7 protein-coding genes are annotated in these 18,683 nt (G+C 75.7%); all 7 read left to right on the top strand.

Annotated features, from left to right (window positions below):
• Positions 1-133 (top strand): bifunctional ornithine acetyltransferase/N-acetylglutamate synthase (locus NQU55_RS22400; protein ID WP_256791014.1); only part of this gene is annotated, 133 nt, incomplete at its 5' end.
• On the top strand, positions 130-1,056 hold the full coding sequence (gene argB / locus NQU55_RS22395) for an acetylglutamate kinase (protein WP_256791011.1): 927 nt from the start codon (positions 130-132) through the stop codon (positions 1,054-1,056). The genes NQU55_RS22400 and argB, both read left to right, overlap by 4 nt.
• A complete protein-coding gene (locus tag NQU55_RS22390) occupies positions 1,053-2,285 on the top strand; it encodes an acetylornithine transaminase (RefSeq protein ID WP_168096887.1) in 1,233 nt (410 codons plus the stop codon). The genes argB and NQU55_RS22390 overlap by 4 nt, the downstream gene beginning before the upstream one ends.
• A 148-nt stretch (positions 2,286-2,433) precedes the next feature.
• Positions 2,434-3,816 (top strand): lysine N(6)-hydroxylase/L-ornithine N(5)-oxygenase family protein, encoded by a 1,383-nt coding sequence (locus tag NQU55_RS22385; RefSeq protein ID WP_168096910.1) that lies wholly within the window; start codon positions 2,434-2,436, stop codon positions 3,814-3,816.
• Positions 3,817-4,151: 335 nt separating this feature from the next.
• A complete protein-coding gene (locus NQU55_RS22380) occupies positions 4,152-4,400 on the top strand; it encodes a phosphopantetheine-binding protein (RefSeq protein WP_256791010.1) in 249 nt (82 codons plus the stop codon).
• A gap of 43 nt (positions 4,401-4,443) precedes the next feature.
• The gene (locus tag NQU55_RS22375; RefSeq protein ID WP_256791009.1) at positions 4,444-5,418 is read left to right on the top strand and encodes an ABC transporter substrate-binding protein; all 975 of its coding nucleotides are present in this window, start codon (positions 4,444-4,446) and stop codon (positions 5,416-5,418) included.
• 78 nt (positions 5,419-5,496) lie between these two features.
• Positions 5,497-18,660: a non-ribosomal peptide synthetase gene (locus NQU55_RS22370; RefSeq protein WP_256791008.1), complete on the top strand. Its 13,164-nt coding sequence runs from the start codon at positions 5,497-5,499 to the stop codon at positions 18,658-18,660.
• The last annotated feature ends 23 nt before the right edge of the window (positions 18,661-18,683 follow it).

The following is an 18,683-nucleotide window of genomic DNA, read 5'->3' as shown; positions in this document are numbered from 1 at the left end:
GGACAAGGCCGACCTGAGCCCTCGCGAGGTCCGTATCACCGCGGACCTGGCCGAGGGCGGCGAGTCTGCCGTCATCTGGGCCAACGACCTCACCGCCGACTACGTCCACGAGAACAGCGCGTACTCCTCATGAACAACAAAGCCCGTACCGTCATCGAAGCCCTGCCCTGGCTCCGGCGCTTCCACGGCAAGACCGTCGTCATCAAGTTCGGCGGCAACGCCATGGTCGACGAGGAGCTGAAGGCCGCCTTCGCCCAGGACGTCGTCTCGCTGCGCTACGCCGGGCTGCGCCCCGTGGTGGTGCACGGCGGCGGCCCGCAGATCAGCGCGCAGCTGGACCGGCTGGGCCTGGAGTCGGAGTTCAAGGCCGGTCTGCGGGTGACCACCCCGGAGGCCATGGACGTCGTCCGCATGGTGCTCGCCGGGCAGGTGCAGCGCGAACTCGTCGGGCTGATCAACCGTCACGGGCCCTTCGCCGTCGGCCTGACGGGCGAGGACGCCCACACCATGACGGCCACCAAGCGCTATGCCGACGTCGACGGCGAACGCGTCGACATCGGGCTCGTCGGCGAGGTCGTGGCGGTGGATCCGGAGACCCTGGAGGCGCTCCTGGCCTGCGGCCGCATCCCCGTCGTCTCACCCGTCGCACGGGGCGCGGACGGCGAGATCTACAACATCAACGCCGACCTGGCCGCAGCTGCGCTCGCGGAGGCCCTGGGCGCCGAGAAGCTCATCGTCCTCACCGACGTCGAGGGCCTCTACGCGGACTGGCCCCGCAGCACGGACGTCATCCGCAGCCTGACGGCCGGTGAGCTGGAGGCCCTGCTGCCCGGCCTGGCCAGCGGAATGGTGCCGAAGATGGAGGGCTGCCTGCGGGCCGTGCGCGCCGGGGTGGGCACGGCACACGTCCTGGACGGGCGGGTCCCGCACTCCCTGCTGCTGGAGGTCTTCACGGGCGAGGGCGTCGGCACGGCCGTCGTCCCCGATCCGCCACCGCCCGCGGCGGCGGTCGCCGCAGGGCCCGCCGGCGCCGTCCGGGAGAGGGTGCCGGCATGAGCGCGCGACGCACTCAGGCCCCGGCCCCCGGCCGGAACGGCGCCGCCCTGGCGGGCCGGTGGAGGGGCGCGCTGATGGACACGTACGGCACGCCCCCGCTGGCGTTGGTGCGCGGCCGGGGCGTGACCGTCGAGGACGCGGACGGCCGCACGTACCTCGACTTCATCGGCGGCATCGCCGTCAACGCGCTGGGCCACGGGCATCCGGCGGTGGTGGAGGCGGTCGGACGGCAGCTCGCGCTCCTGGGCCACGTGTCCAACCTGTACGTGGCCGAGCCGCCCGTACGGCTGGCCGAGCGGCTGCTGGAACTGTCCGGCCGCGAAGGGCGGGTGTTCTTCTCCAACTCGGGCGCGGAGGCCGTCGAGGCCGCGTTCAAGATCGCGCGGCGGACGGGACGCCCCCACATGGTCACCGCCGTCGGCGGCTTCCACGGCCGCACGATGGGAGCCCTGGCACTCACGGGCCAACCCGCCAAGCAGGAACCCTTCCTGCCGCTGCCCGGCGAGGTGAGCCACATCCCGTACGGGGACGTGGGCGCGCTGCGGGCCGCGGTGAGCGAGCGGACGGCGGCGGTGGTCCTGGAGCCCGTGCAAGGGGAGAACGGCGTCGTGCCGGCGCCGCCCGGGTACCTGCGGGCCGCCCGGGAGATCACCGAGGCCGCCGGGGCGCTGCTGGTGCTGGACGAGATCCAGACGGGCATGGGGCGCACCGGACACTGGTTCGCCCACCGGGCCGCCGGAGACGACGTCGGGCCGGAGGCCGGGCCGGAGATCGAGCCCGACGTCGTGACCCTTGCGAAGGGGCTGGGCGGCGGGCTGCCGATCGGGGCCACCCTCGCCTTCGGGCGGGCCGCCGAACTGCTGACGCCCGGTCAGCACGGCTCCACGTTCGGCGGGAACCCGGTGACCTGTGCGGCCGCGCTCGCCGTGCTCGCCACGATCGAGGCCGACGGCCTGCTGGAGCACGTCCGGCGCGTGGGCGAGCGGCTGCGGGCCGGCATCGAGGCGACGCGCCATCCGCTGCTGCGCGAGGTGCGGGGAGCGGGTCTGCTCCTGGGCGTGGTCCTCACCGAGCCGGTGGCGGCCCGTGCCCAACTCGCCGCCCAGGAGGCCGGGTTCCTGGTGAACGCACCGGCCCCGGACGTCCTGCGGCTCGCTCCGCCGCTCATCCTCACCGAGGAGCAGGCGGACGCCTTCGTGGCGGCGCTGCCGGGGATCCTGGGCTCCTGACGCCCCGACTTGACACCCCACCTGGCCGGAAAGTTAGGTTAGGCTAACCTAAGCTTCAAGTTCTTGGGTTGCCCCCACCACGCCCCTGACCTGCACAGCAGGCAGATGCCGGCCTCGTGGGAACGAGCAACACAACGAAAGGATGAGCATGTCGGTACGGCGCGGGGACACCGCACACACGGGGTGCGGCCCCATCGAGGATCTGGTCGGCATAGGCTTCGGCCCCGCCAACCTGGCCCTCGCCATCGCGATCGACGAGCACAACCGCCGTAACCCCGGCAGCGCGATCCGCGCGGGCTTCCTCGAGCGCCAGCAGCGGTTCGGCTGGCACCAGGGCATGCTCATCGAGGGCGCCACCATGCAGGTGTCCTTCCTCAAGGACCTCGTCACCATGCGGGACCCCGGCAGCCGCTTCTCCTTCCTGCACTACCTGCAAGAACGCGGCCGGCTCGCCGACTTCATCAACCAGAAGACGTTCTTCCCCACCCGCGTAGAGTTCCACGACTACTTCGAGTGGTGCGCGGGCGAGTTCACCTCCGTCGTCGACTACGGCCGGGCGGCCGTCGCCCTGCAGCCCGTACGGAACGACGGCGTCACCGACCACGTGGACGTCGTCTCCCGCGGCGTGCAGGACCCGGCCGACGAGAGCGTCCGCCGCACCCGCAACATCGTCCTCGGCACCGGCCTCACCCCGCGCGTCCCCGAAGGCGTCTCCCTCGGGCCGCACGTCTGGCACAACCGCGATCTGCTCTTCCGCTCCGCGGAGCTCACCGACCGCCCGCACCGCCGCTTCGTCGTCGTCGGCGCCGGCCAGTCCGCCGCCGAGAGCGCCGAATACCTGCACCGCACCTTCCCCGACGTCGAGGTCTGCGCCGTCTTCTCGCGCTACGGCTACAGCCCCGCCGACGACAGCCCCTTCGCCAACCGCATCTTCGACCCGGCCGCCGTCGACCACTTCTACGACGCCCCCGAGGACGTCAAGCAGGCGCTGCTCGACTACCACGGCAACACCAACTACTCCGTCGTCGACGGCGAGCTGATCGAACAGCTCTACCGCACCGCGTACCAGGAGAAGGTCCAGGGGCGCGAGCGGCTGCGCATCCTCAACACCAGCCGGCTCACCGCCGTCGAGGACGTCCCCGGCGGCGGAGCGCGCGCCGTGATCCGCTCGCTCGCCTCCGGCGAGGACTTCACCCTCGACTGCGACGCCGTCGTCCTCGCCACCGGCTACCGGCCCGCCGACCCCCGCCAGCTCCTCGGCGAGCTCGCCGAGGAGTGCCTCACCGACGAGCAGGGCCGGCTCCGCATCGACCGCGACCACCGCGTGATGACCACCGGCCGGATCCGCGCCGGCATCTACCTCCAGGGCGGCAGCACCGAGCACACGCACGGCATCACCTCGACCCTGCTGTCCACGCTCGCGGTGCGCTCCGGGGAGATCTGCGGGTCGCTGCTGCGCGGTGTCCTTGCGGACGGCGGTTCCCGGGAGGCCGGAGCGCCCGCCGGCGAACTGGTGGCCCAAGCCGGCTGATCCGGGGGACCGGTGCGGCTCGGAACGGCGGTGCCGTCCCCCGTCCGGCCCCGCCGGCGTCGGTTCGGCACCGCCGGGATCCGCCGTCGTGGTTTCGCGCCGCCGCGGCGGAGGGGGATGCCGGGGGCGGTCCGGGATCACCGGCCCACCGGCCCACCGGCGCCCCGGGCGCCGGCCGAAGCGCCGCCACGACCGTCCCGCCCCGGGCCCTGCCGGCCCCGTTCTCCCCGCCCTCACCACCCCGTACGGCCCTCTGTGCCCACCACCCCGTACCCCCTCCGCCCAGCCTCCCGCCCGCCCGCCGCCCCTCGTCCGTCTCCCCCGAAGGGATCGCCATGCCCTCCCCCTCCCTCTCGCTCGACTCCGTTCGTCTCGACGTCGCCGCCGTGCTCGGCGAGGAGCCCGCGGACGTTCCCGTCGACGAGAACCTGCAGGACCTCGGCCTCGATTCCATCCGCGTGATGACCCTCGTCGAGCGGTGGCGGGCCCACGGCAACGCCGTCGAGTTCGCCGAACTCATCGAGGCCACCCCCACCGTCCGCGGCTGGTACGAGCACCTGTCCGCCGCCGCGCCCGCCTCCTGACCTCCCGCCCGCCCCCTCGCCCACGCACCGCCCTAGGAGAACCATGAACCCCCGTGCCGCCCGCGGCCGTACCGCCGCCGCCCTCGCCGCCCTGCTGACCCTGACCGCGTGCGGCGGCAACAGCTCGAGCGCCTCCGAGGCCGGGGACGGGGGCAAGGAGGGCGGCAAGGGCCGGGTGATCGAGGCGACCAACGGCAAGGTCGCCGTGCCCGCCGCGCCCAAGCGCGTCGTCGGCATCTCCTACGCCACCGGCGCCCTGCTGGACCTCGGCGTCGAGCCCGTCGGCACGAGCGCCATCGACGAGAACAACCCCGTGGAGCTGCTGCCCGCGCAGACCGAGCGGGCCAAGAAGATCACCTCGATCGGCTCGGGCATCGAGACGAACATCGAGAAGGTCGCCTCGCTCAAGCCCGACCTGATCGTCGTCGAGGGCGCCACCGCCTTCGACTGGAACGTCAAGAAGCTCGAAGGCATCGCGCCCACGCTCTACTTCGGCATCAAGACGCCCGTCGACCTGCTCAACGCGCAGGAGAAGATCGCGCAGGCCGTCGGCAAGGAGGACGTCTTCACCAAGCTGAAGACGGACTACCGGCAGAAGGCCGAGGAGATCAAGAACACCTACGGGGACAAGCTCAAGTCCGTGAACTGGGCCGTCGCCTCCTCCTACGGCAACGGCGAGTTCATCGTCGACACCCGTACGTCGTGGGTGGGCCGCATCCTCGCCGACGTCGGTGCCAAGTTCGCCAAGGCGGCCGACGACGGCAAGGAGCACGAGGTCACCTACTCCCAGGAGAAGATCGAGGTCCTGTCGGACGCCGACGTGATCCTCGTACCGCGCGCGGCCGCCACCGGCGAGGTGTCCAAGGAGGTCAAGGAGCTCCAGGACAAGCCCTCCTGGAAGCTGCTGAAGGCGTCGAAGGACAACCGCGTCCTGCCGGTCACCTACGCCACCGCCGACCGCTACGGGACCTCGATCGACGTCCTCGACCAGATCGAGAAGGTCCTCAAGGGCCTCTAGCCCTCCCGGACCCCCACCGCCTCACTCCGTACCAGTACCCCCAACCTCCCCGTACCACGAACGACCCGGAAGGCCGGCATGTCAGAGGTGACCAGCGACGCAGGACGGTTCCTGGAGCTCACGCGAGCCCAGGAGGGAGTGCTGGCGGCGCAGCGGATCGACCCCGACAACCCCAGCTACAACGTCGGCCAGTACGTGGAACTCCGGGGCGCGGTCGACACCGGCGCCCTGGAGGAGGCCCTCCGCCGCACCCTCGCCGAGGCCGACGGCCTGCACGTCCGGCTCGCCGAGCGCGACGGCCGCACCGTCGCGCTCCCGGTCCCCTTCGACGCCGCGGCCTGGCACCTGCCCCGCCTCGACACCACCGGCGCGGCCTCCCCGGTCGACGCCGCCGTGGAACTCGTCCGCGACCAGCTCGCCTGCCCGCCGCGCCTGGAGCCCACCGACGGCTCCGGCGCGGCACCGGCCCTGACCGGCTCCCTTCTGGTGACCGTCGCCCCCGACCACCACCTGTGGTTCCAGTACTTCCACCACCTCGTCGTCGACGGCTACAGCGTCGCCCTCTTCACCCGGCGCGTCGCCGCCGTCTACACCGCCCTCGTCCGCGGCGAGGAGGTGCCCGCCTCCCCGTTCGAGCCCGCAGCCCGGCTGGCCGAGGCCGACGCCGCCTACCTCGCCTCCGGAAAGCCGGAGAACGACCGCGCCTACTGGACGGCCCGGCACGCCGGCCGCCCGCGCGCCACCGGCCTGACCGAGCAGACCGCGCAGGCCTCCCGGACGTCCCTGCGCCACCGCACCAGCCTCGGGGCCGAGCGCTCCGCCGCCGTCCTGGACCGCGCGGCCGCCGTCCGCGGCACCTGGGCGGAAGCCGCCACCGCCGCCGTCGCCGCCTACCTGCACCGCATGACCGGCACCACCGACGCCGTCCTCGGCATGCACTTCATGGCCCGCAGCGCCCCGGGCACCATGCGCGTGCCGGGCATGGCCGTCAACGTGCTGCCCGTCCGCCTCGCCGTCGAGGGCTCCGACACGCTCCCGGACCTGATCCGGCGCGCCGCGGGCGAACTCAAGGACGCCCGCCGCCACCAGCACTACCGCGGCGAGGACATCCGGCGCGACCTCGGCCTCGTCGGCAGCGACGAGCGGCTCCACGGGCCGATGCTCAACCTCAAGCCCTTCGACCTCGACCTGGACTTCGCCGGCGTCCCCGGACTCACCGTCAACCTCGCCTCCGGGCCCGTCGAGGACCTGTCGGTGTCGGTCAGCAAGAGCCCCGACGACGTCCTCCACCTGGAGTTCGACGCCAACCCCGCGCTCTACGACGCCGCCTCCCTCGCCGCGCACGCCGAGCGCTGCACCGACCTCATGGGACGCCTCGCCGCCGACCCCGCCCTCACCCTCGACCGGGCCCGGCTCCTCGCCGACGGCGAGTACGAGGACGTCCTGCACACCTGGAACGCCACCGGCCACGCCGTCACCCCGGGCACGCTCCCCGGCCTCATCGCCGAGCGGGCCGCGGCCGGACCCGGCGCGACCGCCGTCGTCTTCGAGGACGAGCACCTCACCTACCGCGAACTCGACGCGCGGGCCGACGCGCTGGCCCGTACGCTCACCGCCGCCGGCGCGGGCCGCGGCGCGATCATCGCCGTCGCCGTGCCGCGCTCGGCCGAGCTGATGGTCGCCCTCCTCGGCGTCCTGAAGTCCGGCGCCGCCTACCTGCCGCTGGACACCGACTACCCCGCCGAGCGGCTCGCCGCCATGGTCGAGGACGCGGCACCCGTCCGCGTCGTCACCGTCCCCGCCGTCCTCGACCGCCTCCCGCAGGCCGCCCGCGAGGCCGCGCTGCTGCTGGACGACGCCGCCGACGCCGCCCCCGGCACGGAGGTGACCGCCCCCGGGCCGGACGACGCCGCCTACGTCATCTACACCTCCGGCTCCACCGGCCGCCCCAAGGGCGTCGTCGTCACCCACCGCGCCATCGTCAACCGGCTCGCCTGGATGCAGCACGCCTACCGGCTGCGCCGCGACGACCGCGTCCTGCAGAAGACCCCCGCCAGCTTCGACGTGTCCGTCTGGGAGTTCTTCTGGGCCCTGTGCGAGGGCGCCACTGTCGTCCTCGCCCGCCCCGAAGGCCACAAGGACCCCGCCTACCTGGCCCGTCTCATCGCCGACCGGCGCATCACCACCCTGCACTTCGTCCCGTCCATGCTCCGCGCCTTCCTGGAGGAGCCCGCCGCGGCCGCGGCCTGCGGGGGACTGCGGCGCGTCTTCTGCTCCGGCGAGGCCCTGCCCGGCGACGTCGTCGACCGCTGGTACGCCGCGCTGCCCGACGTGCCCCTGCACAACCTCTACGGGCCCACCGAGGCCGCCGTCGACGTCACCTACCACCGCACCGAGGCCGGTTCGGGCACCGTCCCCATCGGCCGGCCCGTGTGGAACACGCGCCTGTACGTCCTGGACGCGGCCCTGCGGCCGGTGCCGGTCGGCGTTCCGGGCGAGCTGTACCTGGCGGGCGACCAGCTCGCCCGCGGCTACCTCGGCCGGCCCGGCCTGACCGCCTCCCGCTTCGTCGCCGACCCCCACGGGGGCGACGGCCAGCGCATGTACCGCACCGGCGACCTCGTCCGGTGGGCCCCCGGCGGCGTCGTCGAATACCTCGGCCGCACCGACGACCAGGTCAAGATCCGCGGCTTCCGCATCGAACTCGGCGAGATCGAAGCCGCCCTGGAGGCGCTCCCCGGCGTCGCCCAGGCCGCCGTCACCGCCCGCGAAGTCACCCCCGGCGGCGCGCGCCGCCTCGTCGGCTACGCCGTCCCGGCCGCCGGCGCCGGGCTCGACCCCGAAGCCCTGCGCACCGGCCTGGCCGCCACCCTGCCCGAGCACATGGTGCCCCCCGTCGTGGTGCTCCTGGACTCGCTGCCCCTGAGCCTCAACGGCAAGCTCGACCGCAAGGCCCTGCCGGAGCCCGCGCCCGCCGCGGCCGCGGCGTCGCGCCCGCCGCGCACGGAGGCCGAGCGGGTGCTCGCCGCCCTCGTCGCCGAGATCCTCGGCCTGGACGCCGTCGGCGCCGACGACAACTTCTTCTCCCTCGGCGGCGACAGCATCTCCGCCATCCAACTGGGCAGCCGCGCCCGCCAGGCGGGCTGGGGCATCACGCCCCGCGTGGTCTTCGAACGCAAGACGATCGCCGCGGTGGCGGCCGCCGCCGAACGGCTCGACGGCGCCGCCGCCCCCGCGGACCTGCGCGAGGACGCGACCGGCCCGATGCCGGCGACCCCCATCACGGAGTGGCTGCGCGACCGCGGCGGCCCGATCCGCCGCTTCGCCCAGACCACGGCCGTCACGGTCCCGCCCGGCCTCGACCCCGATCGCCTCACAGGGGCCTTGGTGGCCCTGACGGAACGTCATGACGCGCTGCGGCTGCGGCTGGTGCCGGGCGCCGCCGGTGACGCTGCCACGCCGGAGTCCGCGGTACGGGGCGACCTGACCGGGGCGACGTCCGCAGCCGACCTCGCGGCTGCGGCTGCCGCCGACGCCGGCCGTAGCGGGTCCGCGGCCGGTTCGCAGTCCGCCCTGGCCGCCGCCGAGGGCCGTGCCGGCTCGGGTGGCTACGGCGGTATCGCCGACGCTCTTGGCGCCGGAGTCCCCACCGTCCCCGCAGGGTCCGCCTCCGCCGACGTCGGCCGCGGCCGGTCCGCCGCCGGTTCGCAGTCCGCCCCGGTCGCCGTCGAGGGCCGCCCCGACTCCGGCGGTTACGGGGACGTCGATGGCGCTCCTGGCGCCGCCGCCTCCGCCGACGCCCGCCCTAGCGGGTCCGCCGCCGGTTCGCAGTCCGTCCCGGTTGCCGTCGAGGGCCGCCCCGACTCCGGCGGTTACGGTGGCCTCAGCGACGCTTTCGGCGCCTCCGCTGATGCCCGCCGCCAGTCCACTGCCGGTTCGCAGTCCGCCCCGGCCGCCGCCCAAGCCCGCCCCGACTCCGGTGGCTACGGCGGTGTCGCCGACGCCCCCGGCCCCGGCGACTGGGCCACCGAGATCCTCTCCCTCGGTGCCGCCCCCGAGGTCGTCCTCCGCCGTGTCGACCTCACCGGCACGTCCGCCGACGGGCTCGACGACGCCCTGGGGCGCGAGCGGGACGCCGCCGTCGACCGGCTCGACCCGGTCGCCGGACTCGTTCTCGCCGCCACCTGGTGCGACCTGGGTCCGGAGACCCCCGGGCGGCTCGTGCTCGCCGTGCATCATCTTGCCGTCGACGGCGTCTCCTGGCGCATCCTGCTGCCCGACCTGCGCGACGCCTACGAGGGGCGCGAACTCGCCCCCGCGAGCACTCCGTTGCGCCGCTGGGCCCACGGACTGAACGCCGCCGCCACCGGCGACGCCGTCCGCGCCCAGCTGCCGCTCTGGCAGGAGATCCTCGCCCCGGGCGCCGGGCCCCTGCTCGGCAAGCGGGCCGTCGACCCGGCCCGGGACACCGCCGGGACCAGCCGCACCCTGCGCCTCACCCTGCCCGCCGAGCGCACCGCGCCGCTCCTCGACCGGGTGCCCGCCACCCGGCGCGCGGGCGTCGACCACGTGCTGCTCGCCGGACTGGCCCTCGCGTTCGCCGGACGGCAGCGCGACCTGCTGATCCGCATGGAGGGGCACGGCCGCCAGGACCACCTCGTGCCCGGCGCGGACACCGCCCGCACCGTCGGCTGGCTCACCAGCGAGTTCCCCGTACGCCTGAGCCTCGACGGCATCGACCTCGCCGACGCCGCAGCCGGCGGCGAGGCGGCGGGACGGGCGCTCGCGCTCGTCAAGGAACAGCTGCGCGCGCTGCCCGACGACGGCACCGGCTACGGGCTGCTGCGCCACCTCGACCCCGAGGCCCGCACCGCGCTCGCCGCGTACCCCGCCCCGCAGCTGCTCTTCAACTACCTCGGCCGGTTCGCCACCGACGACAGCCCCTGGAGCCCCGCGGGCGACGCCATCGCCGCGAGCGCGGACCCGGAGCTGCCCGCCCTCCACGCCCTGGAGATCGGCGCGTTCGTCCACGACCGGCCCGCGGGCCCCGAGCTGACCGCCGTCCTGACCTGGCCGGAGGGCGTGCTCACCGAGGACGCCGTGCGCGAGGTCGCCGACCGCTGGTTCCGCGCCCTCGACGCCCTGACCGCCTACGCCGCGCGCCCCGGCGCCGGCGGGCTCACCCCCTCCGACGTGCCGCTCGCCGGCATCGGCCAGGACGCCCTCGACCGCGTCCTGGCCGCCCGCCCCGGCACCGAGGACGTCCTGCCGCTCTCCCCGCTGCAGGACGGGCTCCTCTTCCACTCCCTCTACGAGACCGCCGCCGACGACCTGTACACCTCGGTCACCGGCCTGGACCTCACCGGCCCGCTGGACGAGACCGCCCTGCGCCGCGCCGTCGACGCCGTCGTGCAGCGCCACCCCGCCCTGCGCGCCGGCTTCGACCACACCAGCGCCGACCGCCCGCTGCAGACCGTCGCCGGGCAGGTCACGGTCCCGTGGACCGTGCACGACCTCACCGGCACCCCGGCCGGTGCCCTCGACGCCGCCGTGGACGCCGTCGAGACCGCCGAGGCCACCGCGCCCTTCGACCTCACCCGCCCGCCCCTGCTGCGCTGCGCCCTGCTGCGCACGGGCGACGAGCGGTACCGCCTCGTCCTGACCCGCCATCACATCGTGATGGACGGCTGGTCCACGCCCGTCATGCTGCGCGAGATCATCAGCGCCTACGCGGCCGGCGGCGACGCCTCCGCGCTGCCGCCCGCCGCCTCCTACGCCGACCACCTGGCCTGGCTGGCCCGCCAGGACGACACCGGGCACGCCACCGCCTGGGCCGGGGCCCTGGAGGGCCTGACCGCCCCCACCCTGCTCGCCGAGACCCTGGCCGCCGAGGCCACTGCGGACGGCGGCACACGCGCCGGCGAGGTGGACCTGCCGCTGCCCGCGGAGACCGCCACCGCGCTGACCGCGCTCGCCCGCAGCCACGGCCTGACCCTCAACACCCTCGTGCAGGGAGCCTGGGCCGTCCTGCTCGGCCGCCTCACCGGCCGCACGGACGTCGTCTTCGGCGCGACCGTCTCCGGCCGCCCCGCCGACGTGCCCGGCGTCGAGTCGATCGTCGGCCTGTTCAGCAACACCATTCCCGTCCGCTTCACCCTGGACGAGGACGAGACCGTCGCCGCCGCGCTCGCCCGCCTCCAGGAGCAGCAGTCGCGGCTGCTCGACCACCAGTACGCGGGCCTCGCCGGGATCCAGGCGCAGGCCGGGCTCGGCACGCTCTTCGACACCCTGCTCGTCTTCGAGAACTACCCCGTCGACCCCGACGAGCTCACCGCCGCCGACCCGTCCGGCCGTCCGGGCAGCCTGCGCGTCACCGGCATCGGCAACCGCGGCGCCACCCACTACCCGCTGACCGTCCTCACCCTCCCCGGTGACGCGCCGCGCATCACCGTCGAGTACCGCCCGGACGCCTTCACCGCGGACCGGGCCGCCGACCTCGGCCGGCGCCTGCTGCGCCTGCTCGCCGCGATGGCGGACCGCCCGGCGGCCACCGTCGGCTCCCTCGACGTCCTCGACCCGGCCGAGCGGCACACCCTCCTGCACACCTGGAACGCCACCGCGCGCGCCGTGCCCGAGGGCACCGTCGTCGACGCCTTCGAGGCCCAGGTGGCAGCGACCCCGGGCGAGACCGCCGTCGTCCACGGCGACCAGCGCTGGACGTACGCCGAACTCGACGCCCGCGCCGACGCGTTCGCCCGGCGCCTCGCCGCCCTGGGCGCAGGCCCGGACACGGTCGTGGCCCTGGCCCTGCCCCGCTCGGCGGAGCTCGTCGCCGCCGTCCTCGGCACGCTCAAGTCCGGCGCCGCCTACCTGCCCGTGGACCTCGACCACCCGGCCGAGCGCGTCGCCCTGATGCTGGAGGACGCGGAGCCCCTCGCGGTCCTGACGACCCGTTCGACCGCCGGGCGCCTGCCCGTCCTGACCGGGGACGGCTTCACGACGCTGTACGCGGAGGACACCGCGGAGGACGCCGCGGGCGGCGCCGCGGGCGGTGCTGCGGATGTAGCGCCGCGGCGGCCCGCCCCCGGCGACCTCGCCTACGTCATCCACACCTCCGGCTCCACCGGCCGCCCCAAGGGCGTCCAGGTGCCGCACCGCGGCCTGGTCAACATGCTCGACCACCACCGCTCCACCGTCTTCGCCCGCGCCGTCGAGGCCGCCGGGGGCCGCCGCCTGCGCGCCGCGCACACGGCCTCCTTCTCCTTCGACTCCTCCTGGGAGCAGCTGCTCTGGCTCATCTGCGGCCACGAGCTCCACGTCTACGACGAGGAGCTGCGCCGCGACCCGCAGGCGCTGGCCACCCGGCTGCGCGCCGACCGCATCGACACCCTCGACGTCACCCCGTCCTTCGGCCGGCAGCTCGTCGAATGGGGCCTGCTCGACGGCGACGGCAACGACGGCGCCGCAGGCGACGGCCACCGCCCCGTCCTCTTCCTCCTCGGCGGCGAAGCCGTCGACGACGCCCTGTGGACCCGCATCCGGGAGACCGAGGGCGTCATCGGCCACAACTTCTACGGCCCCACCGAATACACCGTCGACACCCTCGGCGCCGCCCTGGACGACAGCCCCACCCCGTTCGTGGGCCGCCCCATCGCCAACACCCGCGTCTACGTCCTCGACGCCCGCCTGCGGCCCGTCCCGGCCGGCGTCCCCGGCGAGCTGTACATCGCCGGCCCCGGCCTGGCCCGCGGCTACGGCAACCGCCCCGCGCTGACCGCCGCCCGCTTCGTCGCCGACCCGTTCACCGGCAGCGGCGAGCGCATGTACCGCACCGGCGACGTCGTCCGGTGGCGCGCGGACGGCACCCTGGACTACCTCGGCCGCGACGACGACCAGGTCAAGATCCGCGGCTTCCGCGTGGAGACCGGCGAGATCGAAGCCGCCCTGAACGACCTGGAGGCCGTCGCCCAGGCGGCCGTGCTCGCCCGGGCGGCCGACGGCGGCGTCAAGCGCCTCGTCGCCTACGTCGCCCCCGCGCCCGGCGCCTGCGCCGACCCCGCCGCGCTGCGGGCCGCGCTCGCCGCGCGCCTGCCCGAGTACATGGTCCCGTCGGCCGTCGTCGTCCTCGAAGCCCTGCCCCTCAACGTCAACGGCAAGCTCGACCGCCGGGCCCTGCCCGAGCCCGGAGCCGCCGACTTCGCCGCCGGCACCGGCGGCCGCGCACCGCGCGACGAGCGCGAGGCCCTGGTGTGCGGCGCGTTCGCGACCGTCCTCGGCCTGCCCTCCGTCGGCGCCGACGACGACTTCTTCGCCCTCGGCGGCCACTCGCTGCTCGCCACCCGCCTCGTCGGCCGCATCCGCACCGCCCTGCAGCGGCACACCACGGTCCGCGACCTGTTCGAGGCCCGGACCCCCGCGGCCCTCGCCCGCCGCCTCGACGCCACCGGCGCCGACCGCCCCGGCCCCGCCGCCCGCACCCGCCCGCAGGAGGTGCCGCTGTCGCCCGCCCAGGCCCGCCTGTGGTTCCTCCACCAGCTGCAGGGCCCGAGCACCGCCTACACCATCCCCTGCTCGCTGCGCATCGACGGCGCCCTCGACACCGGCGCGCTGCGCGCCGCCTTCGCCGACGTCGTCGCCCGCCACGAGGCGCTGCGCACGGCCTTCCCCGCAACCGACGGCCGCCCCCGGCAGAAGGTGCTGACGCCCGAGGAGGCCCACGTCCCGTTCGAGGTGCGCGAGGTGGCCCCGGAACGGCTGGAGGAGGCCGTCGCCGAGGCCGGCGCCCGCGCCTTCGACCTCGCCGCCGCACCGCCGGTCCACGCCACCCTGCTGACCGCGGGTGCCGCCACTCACGTCCTGTGCGTGGCCCTGCACCACATCGTCGGCGACGAGTGGTCCGAAGGGGTGCTGCTGCGCGACCTCGACACCGCCTACGCGGCCCGCCGCCGCGGGAACGCCCCCGCCTGGCGGCCGCTGCCGGTGCAGTTCGCCGACCACACCCTCTGGCAGCAGGACCTGCTGGACGACCCCGCGGGCGCCGAGCGCCTCACCGCGTACTGGACCGAGCGCCTCGCCGGACTGCCCGACGAGCTGACCCTGCCCGCCGACCGGCCGCGCCCGGCCGAGCCGAGCGGCCGCGGCGGCGCCGTCCGGCTGCGCCTGCCCGACGCCCTCCACGGAGCGCTGCGCGACTACGCGCACCGCACCGGCGTCACCCCGTTCATGGTCACCCAGGTGGCCGGAGCCCTGCTGCTGGGCGCCCTGGCCGGCAGCACCGACGTCGCCCTCGGCACCCCGGTCGCCGGACGCGCCGACGAGGCCGTGGAGAACGTCCTCGGCTTCTTCGTCAACACCCTGGTCGTCCGCCACGACCTGAGCGCCCCCGAAGGCGGCGCCGCGCCCACGTTCGACCAGCTGGTGGAGCGCGCCCGGGAGACCGTGCTCGGCGCGCTCGCCCACCAGGACCTGCCGTTCGACCGCCTGGTCGAGATCGTCAGCCCCGAGCGCTCGCTGGGCCGCCACCCGCTGTTCCAGGTGATGGTCCAGCACCGCAAGGAGGCCACGGGCCTGGACGCCCTGCTGGGCGCCCGCACCGAGCTGCTGCCCGACCCGCTGCACGCCGCCCGCTTCGACCTGGCGTTCACCTTCGTCGAGTCCGCCGACGGCGCGCACACCGACCTCACCGTCATCCACGCCGCCGACCTGTACGACCGCGGCACCGCCGGGCTGCTCGCCGACCGGCTCCTGCACGTGCTCGACCAGGCCCTCGCCGCGCCCGGCCGGCCCGTGGACCGCGTCGAGGTGATGAGCCCGGGCGAGAGCCGGGCCCTGGCGGGGGAGTGGAACGCCACGGAGCGGGAGGTGCCGGCCGGCACGCTCGTCACCCGGTTCGCCGAGCACCTGGCCGCCACGCCCGACGCCACCGCCGTCGTCCACGCCGACCGCACCCTGACCTACCGTCAGCTCGACGAGCAAGCGGCCGCGCTGGCCGCCGAGCTGGCCGCAGCGGGGGCCGGGCCCGACCGGATCGTCGCCGTGGCCGTGCCGCGCTCCGCCGAGCTGATGGTCGCCCTCCTCGGCGTCCTGAAGTCCGGCGCCGCCTACCTGCCGCTGGACCTCGACTACCCCGCCGAGCGCCTGACCATGATGGCCGAGGACGCCGCACCGGTGTGCGTGGTCACCGTCGAGGGCGAGCGCGGACGGCTCCCGCACCTGGACGGCGTGCCCGTCGTCCTCGCCGACCGGCCCCGCGCGGCGCCGGCCCCCGCGCCGGCCCCCGCGCCGGCCCCCGCGCCGGCCCCCGCGCCGGCCTCCGCCACGGCCGGGCCGCAGCACGCCGCGTACGTCATCTACACCTCCGGCTCCACCGGCCGCCCCAAGGGCGTCGTCGTCACCCACCACGCCGTCGTCAACCGCCTGGACTGGATGCGGGAGACCTACGGCATCCGCCCCGAGGACCGGATCCTGCAGAAGACCCCGGCCAGCTTCGACGTCTCCGTCTGGGAGTTCTTCCTGCCGCTGGTCAGCGGCGCCGCCGTCGTCCTCGCCCGGCCCGGCGGGCACCGCGAGCCCGACCACCTCGCGGAGGTCGCGGCACACAACGCCGTCACCACGGCGCACTTCGTCCCCTCCATGCTCACCGCGTTCACCGCGGCCGCCGAGCAGGACGAGGCGATCCGGACGGGCTTCGCCGGCGTCCGCCGCGTCTTCTGCTCCGGCGAGGCCCTGCCCGCCGCCGCCGTCGACCGGTTCGCCGCCCTGTGGCCGCACGTCGAACTGCACAACCTGTACGGGCCCACCGAGGCCGCCGTCGACGTCACCCACCACCGGGCCGAGCCCGGCGCCGGCGTCGTCCCCATCGGCCGCCCCGTGTGGAACACCCGCCTGCACGTCCTGGACGCCGCCCTGCGCCCCGTGCCCGTGGGCGTGCCCGGCGAGCTCTACCTCGCCGGGGACCAGCTGGCCCGCGGCTACCTCGGCCGGCCCGGCCTGACCGCCTCCCGCTTCGTCGCCGACCCCTTCGGCAGTGGCGAGCGCATGTACCGCACCGGCGACCTGGTCCGCCGCCGCGCCGACGGCGCCGTCGAGTACCTGGGCCGCACCGACGACCAGGTCAAGGTCCGCGGCTTCCGCATCGAACTCGGCGAGATCGAGGCCGCCCTGAGCGCCCTGCCCGCCGTCGCCCAGGCAGCCGTCACCGCCCGCCCCCCGGCACCCGGCGGCGCCCCGCAGCTCGTCGCGTACGCCGTCCCCGCCCCGGGCGCGGACCCCGCGCCGCAGCACCTGCGCGACGCCCTCGCCGAACGGCTGCCCGAGCACATGGTCCCCGCGTCCGTCACGCTCCTGGACGCGCTGCCCCTGAGCGTCAACGGCAAGCTCGACCGCAAGGCCCTGCCCGAGCCCGCCCGCGCCACCGCCCGCCCGGCCGCCCCCGCGCGGCCCGACGGCAGCCCGGCCGCCGCCATGGCCCGGGTGTTCGCCGGCATCCTCGGCCTGCCCGAGGTCGGCGAGGACGACAACTTCTTCGCCCTGGGCGGCGACAGCATCGTCTCCATCCAGCTCGTCAGCGCCGCCCGCAAGGCCGGCTTCACCATCGCCGCCAAGGACGTCTTCCAGCACCCCACCCCGGCCGCCCTGGCCGCCGCGGGCCGCACCGAGGACCAGGAACCGGCCGAAGCCCCGGCAGCGCCCGCGCCCGACGAGGACGGCGAACTCCCGCCCCTGCCCGTCGTGCACTGGCTGCGCGAACGCGGCGGCCCCGTCGACCGGTTCAACCAGTCCGTCCTCCTCACCGTCCCCGCCGGACTCCGGCCCGGCCCGCTCCGCGAGGCCCTCGCCGACCTCGCCCGCAACCACCCCGCCCTGCGCCTGCGCCTGGACCGGACCGGCGGCCTGTGGACCCAGGAGGTCCTGCCCGCCGCCGAGGCCCCCGCCGTCACCGACCCGGCGACCCTGCGCCGCGCCGACATCACCGGCCTGGACCCGGCCTCCCTGCACGACCTGCTCACCAAGGAGGCCGACGCCTCCGCCGCCGCCCTCGCCCCCGACACCGGAACCGTCCTGCGCGCCCTGTGGTGCGACGCGGGCTCCGCAGCCGACGGACGACTGCTCCTGACCGTCCACCACCTCGCCGTCGACGGCGTCTCCTGGCGCATCCTGCTCCCCGAGCTCGCCGACGCCTACGCCGCCCGCGCCGCGGGCCGCGCACCCGCCCTCGAACCCGAGGCCACCGGGCCGCGCGCCTGGGCCGCGCAGCTCCTGCAGCACGCCCACACCCGCACCCGCACGGCCGAAGCCGCCTACTGGCGCACCGCGCTGGCCGGACCGCAGGCCCCGCTCTCCCGCACCGCCGCCGACCCGCACCGCGACACCACGGCCACCGTGCGCACCCTGCGCAGGACCCTTGCCGCGGACCGCACCACACCGTTGCTGACGGCCGTCCCGCAGGCGTTCTCGGCCGGAGTGGACGACGTGCTCCTCGCCGCCCTCGCCCTGGCCGCCGCCGACTGGCGCCGCACCGGCAACCCCGCCCTGCCCGCCGCCTACACCGGCGCCCTGCAGATCGACCTGGAGGGCCACGGGCGCGGAGGCAGCGACACGGCGGGCCTCACCCCGGACCTGTCGCGCACCGTCGGCTGGTTCACCACCGTCCACCCCGTCCGCCTGGACGTCGGCGCCGTGGACCTCGCCGACGCCCTGGCCGGCGGCCGGCAGGCCGGCGCCGCCCTCAAGCAGGTCAAGGAGCAGCTGCGGGCGGTCCCCGACCGCGGCCTCGGCCACGGCCTCCTGCGCCACCTCAACGCCCAGACCGCACCCGCCCTGGCGGCCCTGCCCGCCTCGCAGCTGCTGTTCAACTACCGCGGCCGCACCGACCACCAGGCCGGACCGGCAGGCTCACGCCACTGGGCCTTCGCCCCGGACGCGGAGCGGGCCGCCGTCGCCGAGGGCGCCGCCCCCGACGCCGCCATGCCCGCCCCCTACCCCCTGGAGATCGACGCCGCCGTCGTCTCCGGCGCCGGCGGCAGGCCCGAGCTGGCCGTCGAATGGAGCTGGCCGGCCGCCCTGTTCACCGAGGAGCAGGTCGCCGCCCTCGCCTCGCGCTGGTTCGACGCCCTCGACGCGCTCGCCCGGCACGCCGAGGACCCCGGCGCGGGCGGCATCACGCCCTCCGACGTCCGCCTCGTCTCCCTGGACCAGGCCCGCATCGACCGCCTGGAATCCCGTCTGCGCAGGCGCCGATGACCGGCCGCCGCACCCACGAACCG

The sequence above is a fragment of the Streptomyces telluris genome (assembly GCF_024519335.1).
In the GTDB taxonomy this organism is placed as follows: Bacteria; Actinomycetota; Actinomycetes; order Streptomycetales; family Streptomycetaceae; genus Streptomyces; species Streptomyces telluris.
Note: the sequence above shows the minus strand (reverse complement) of the source record. Positions and strands in the feature narration are given on the sequence as shown.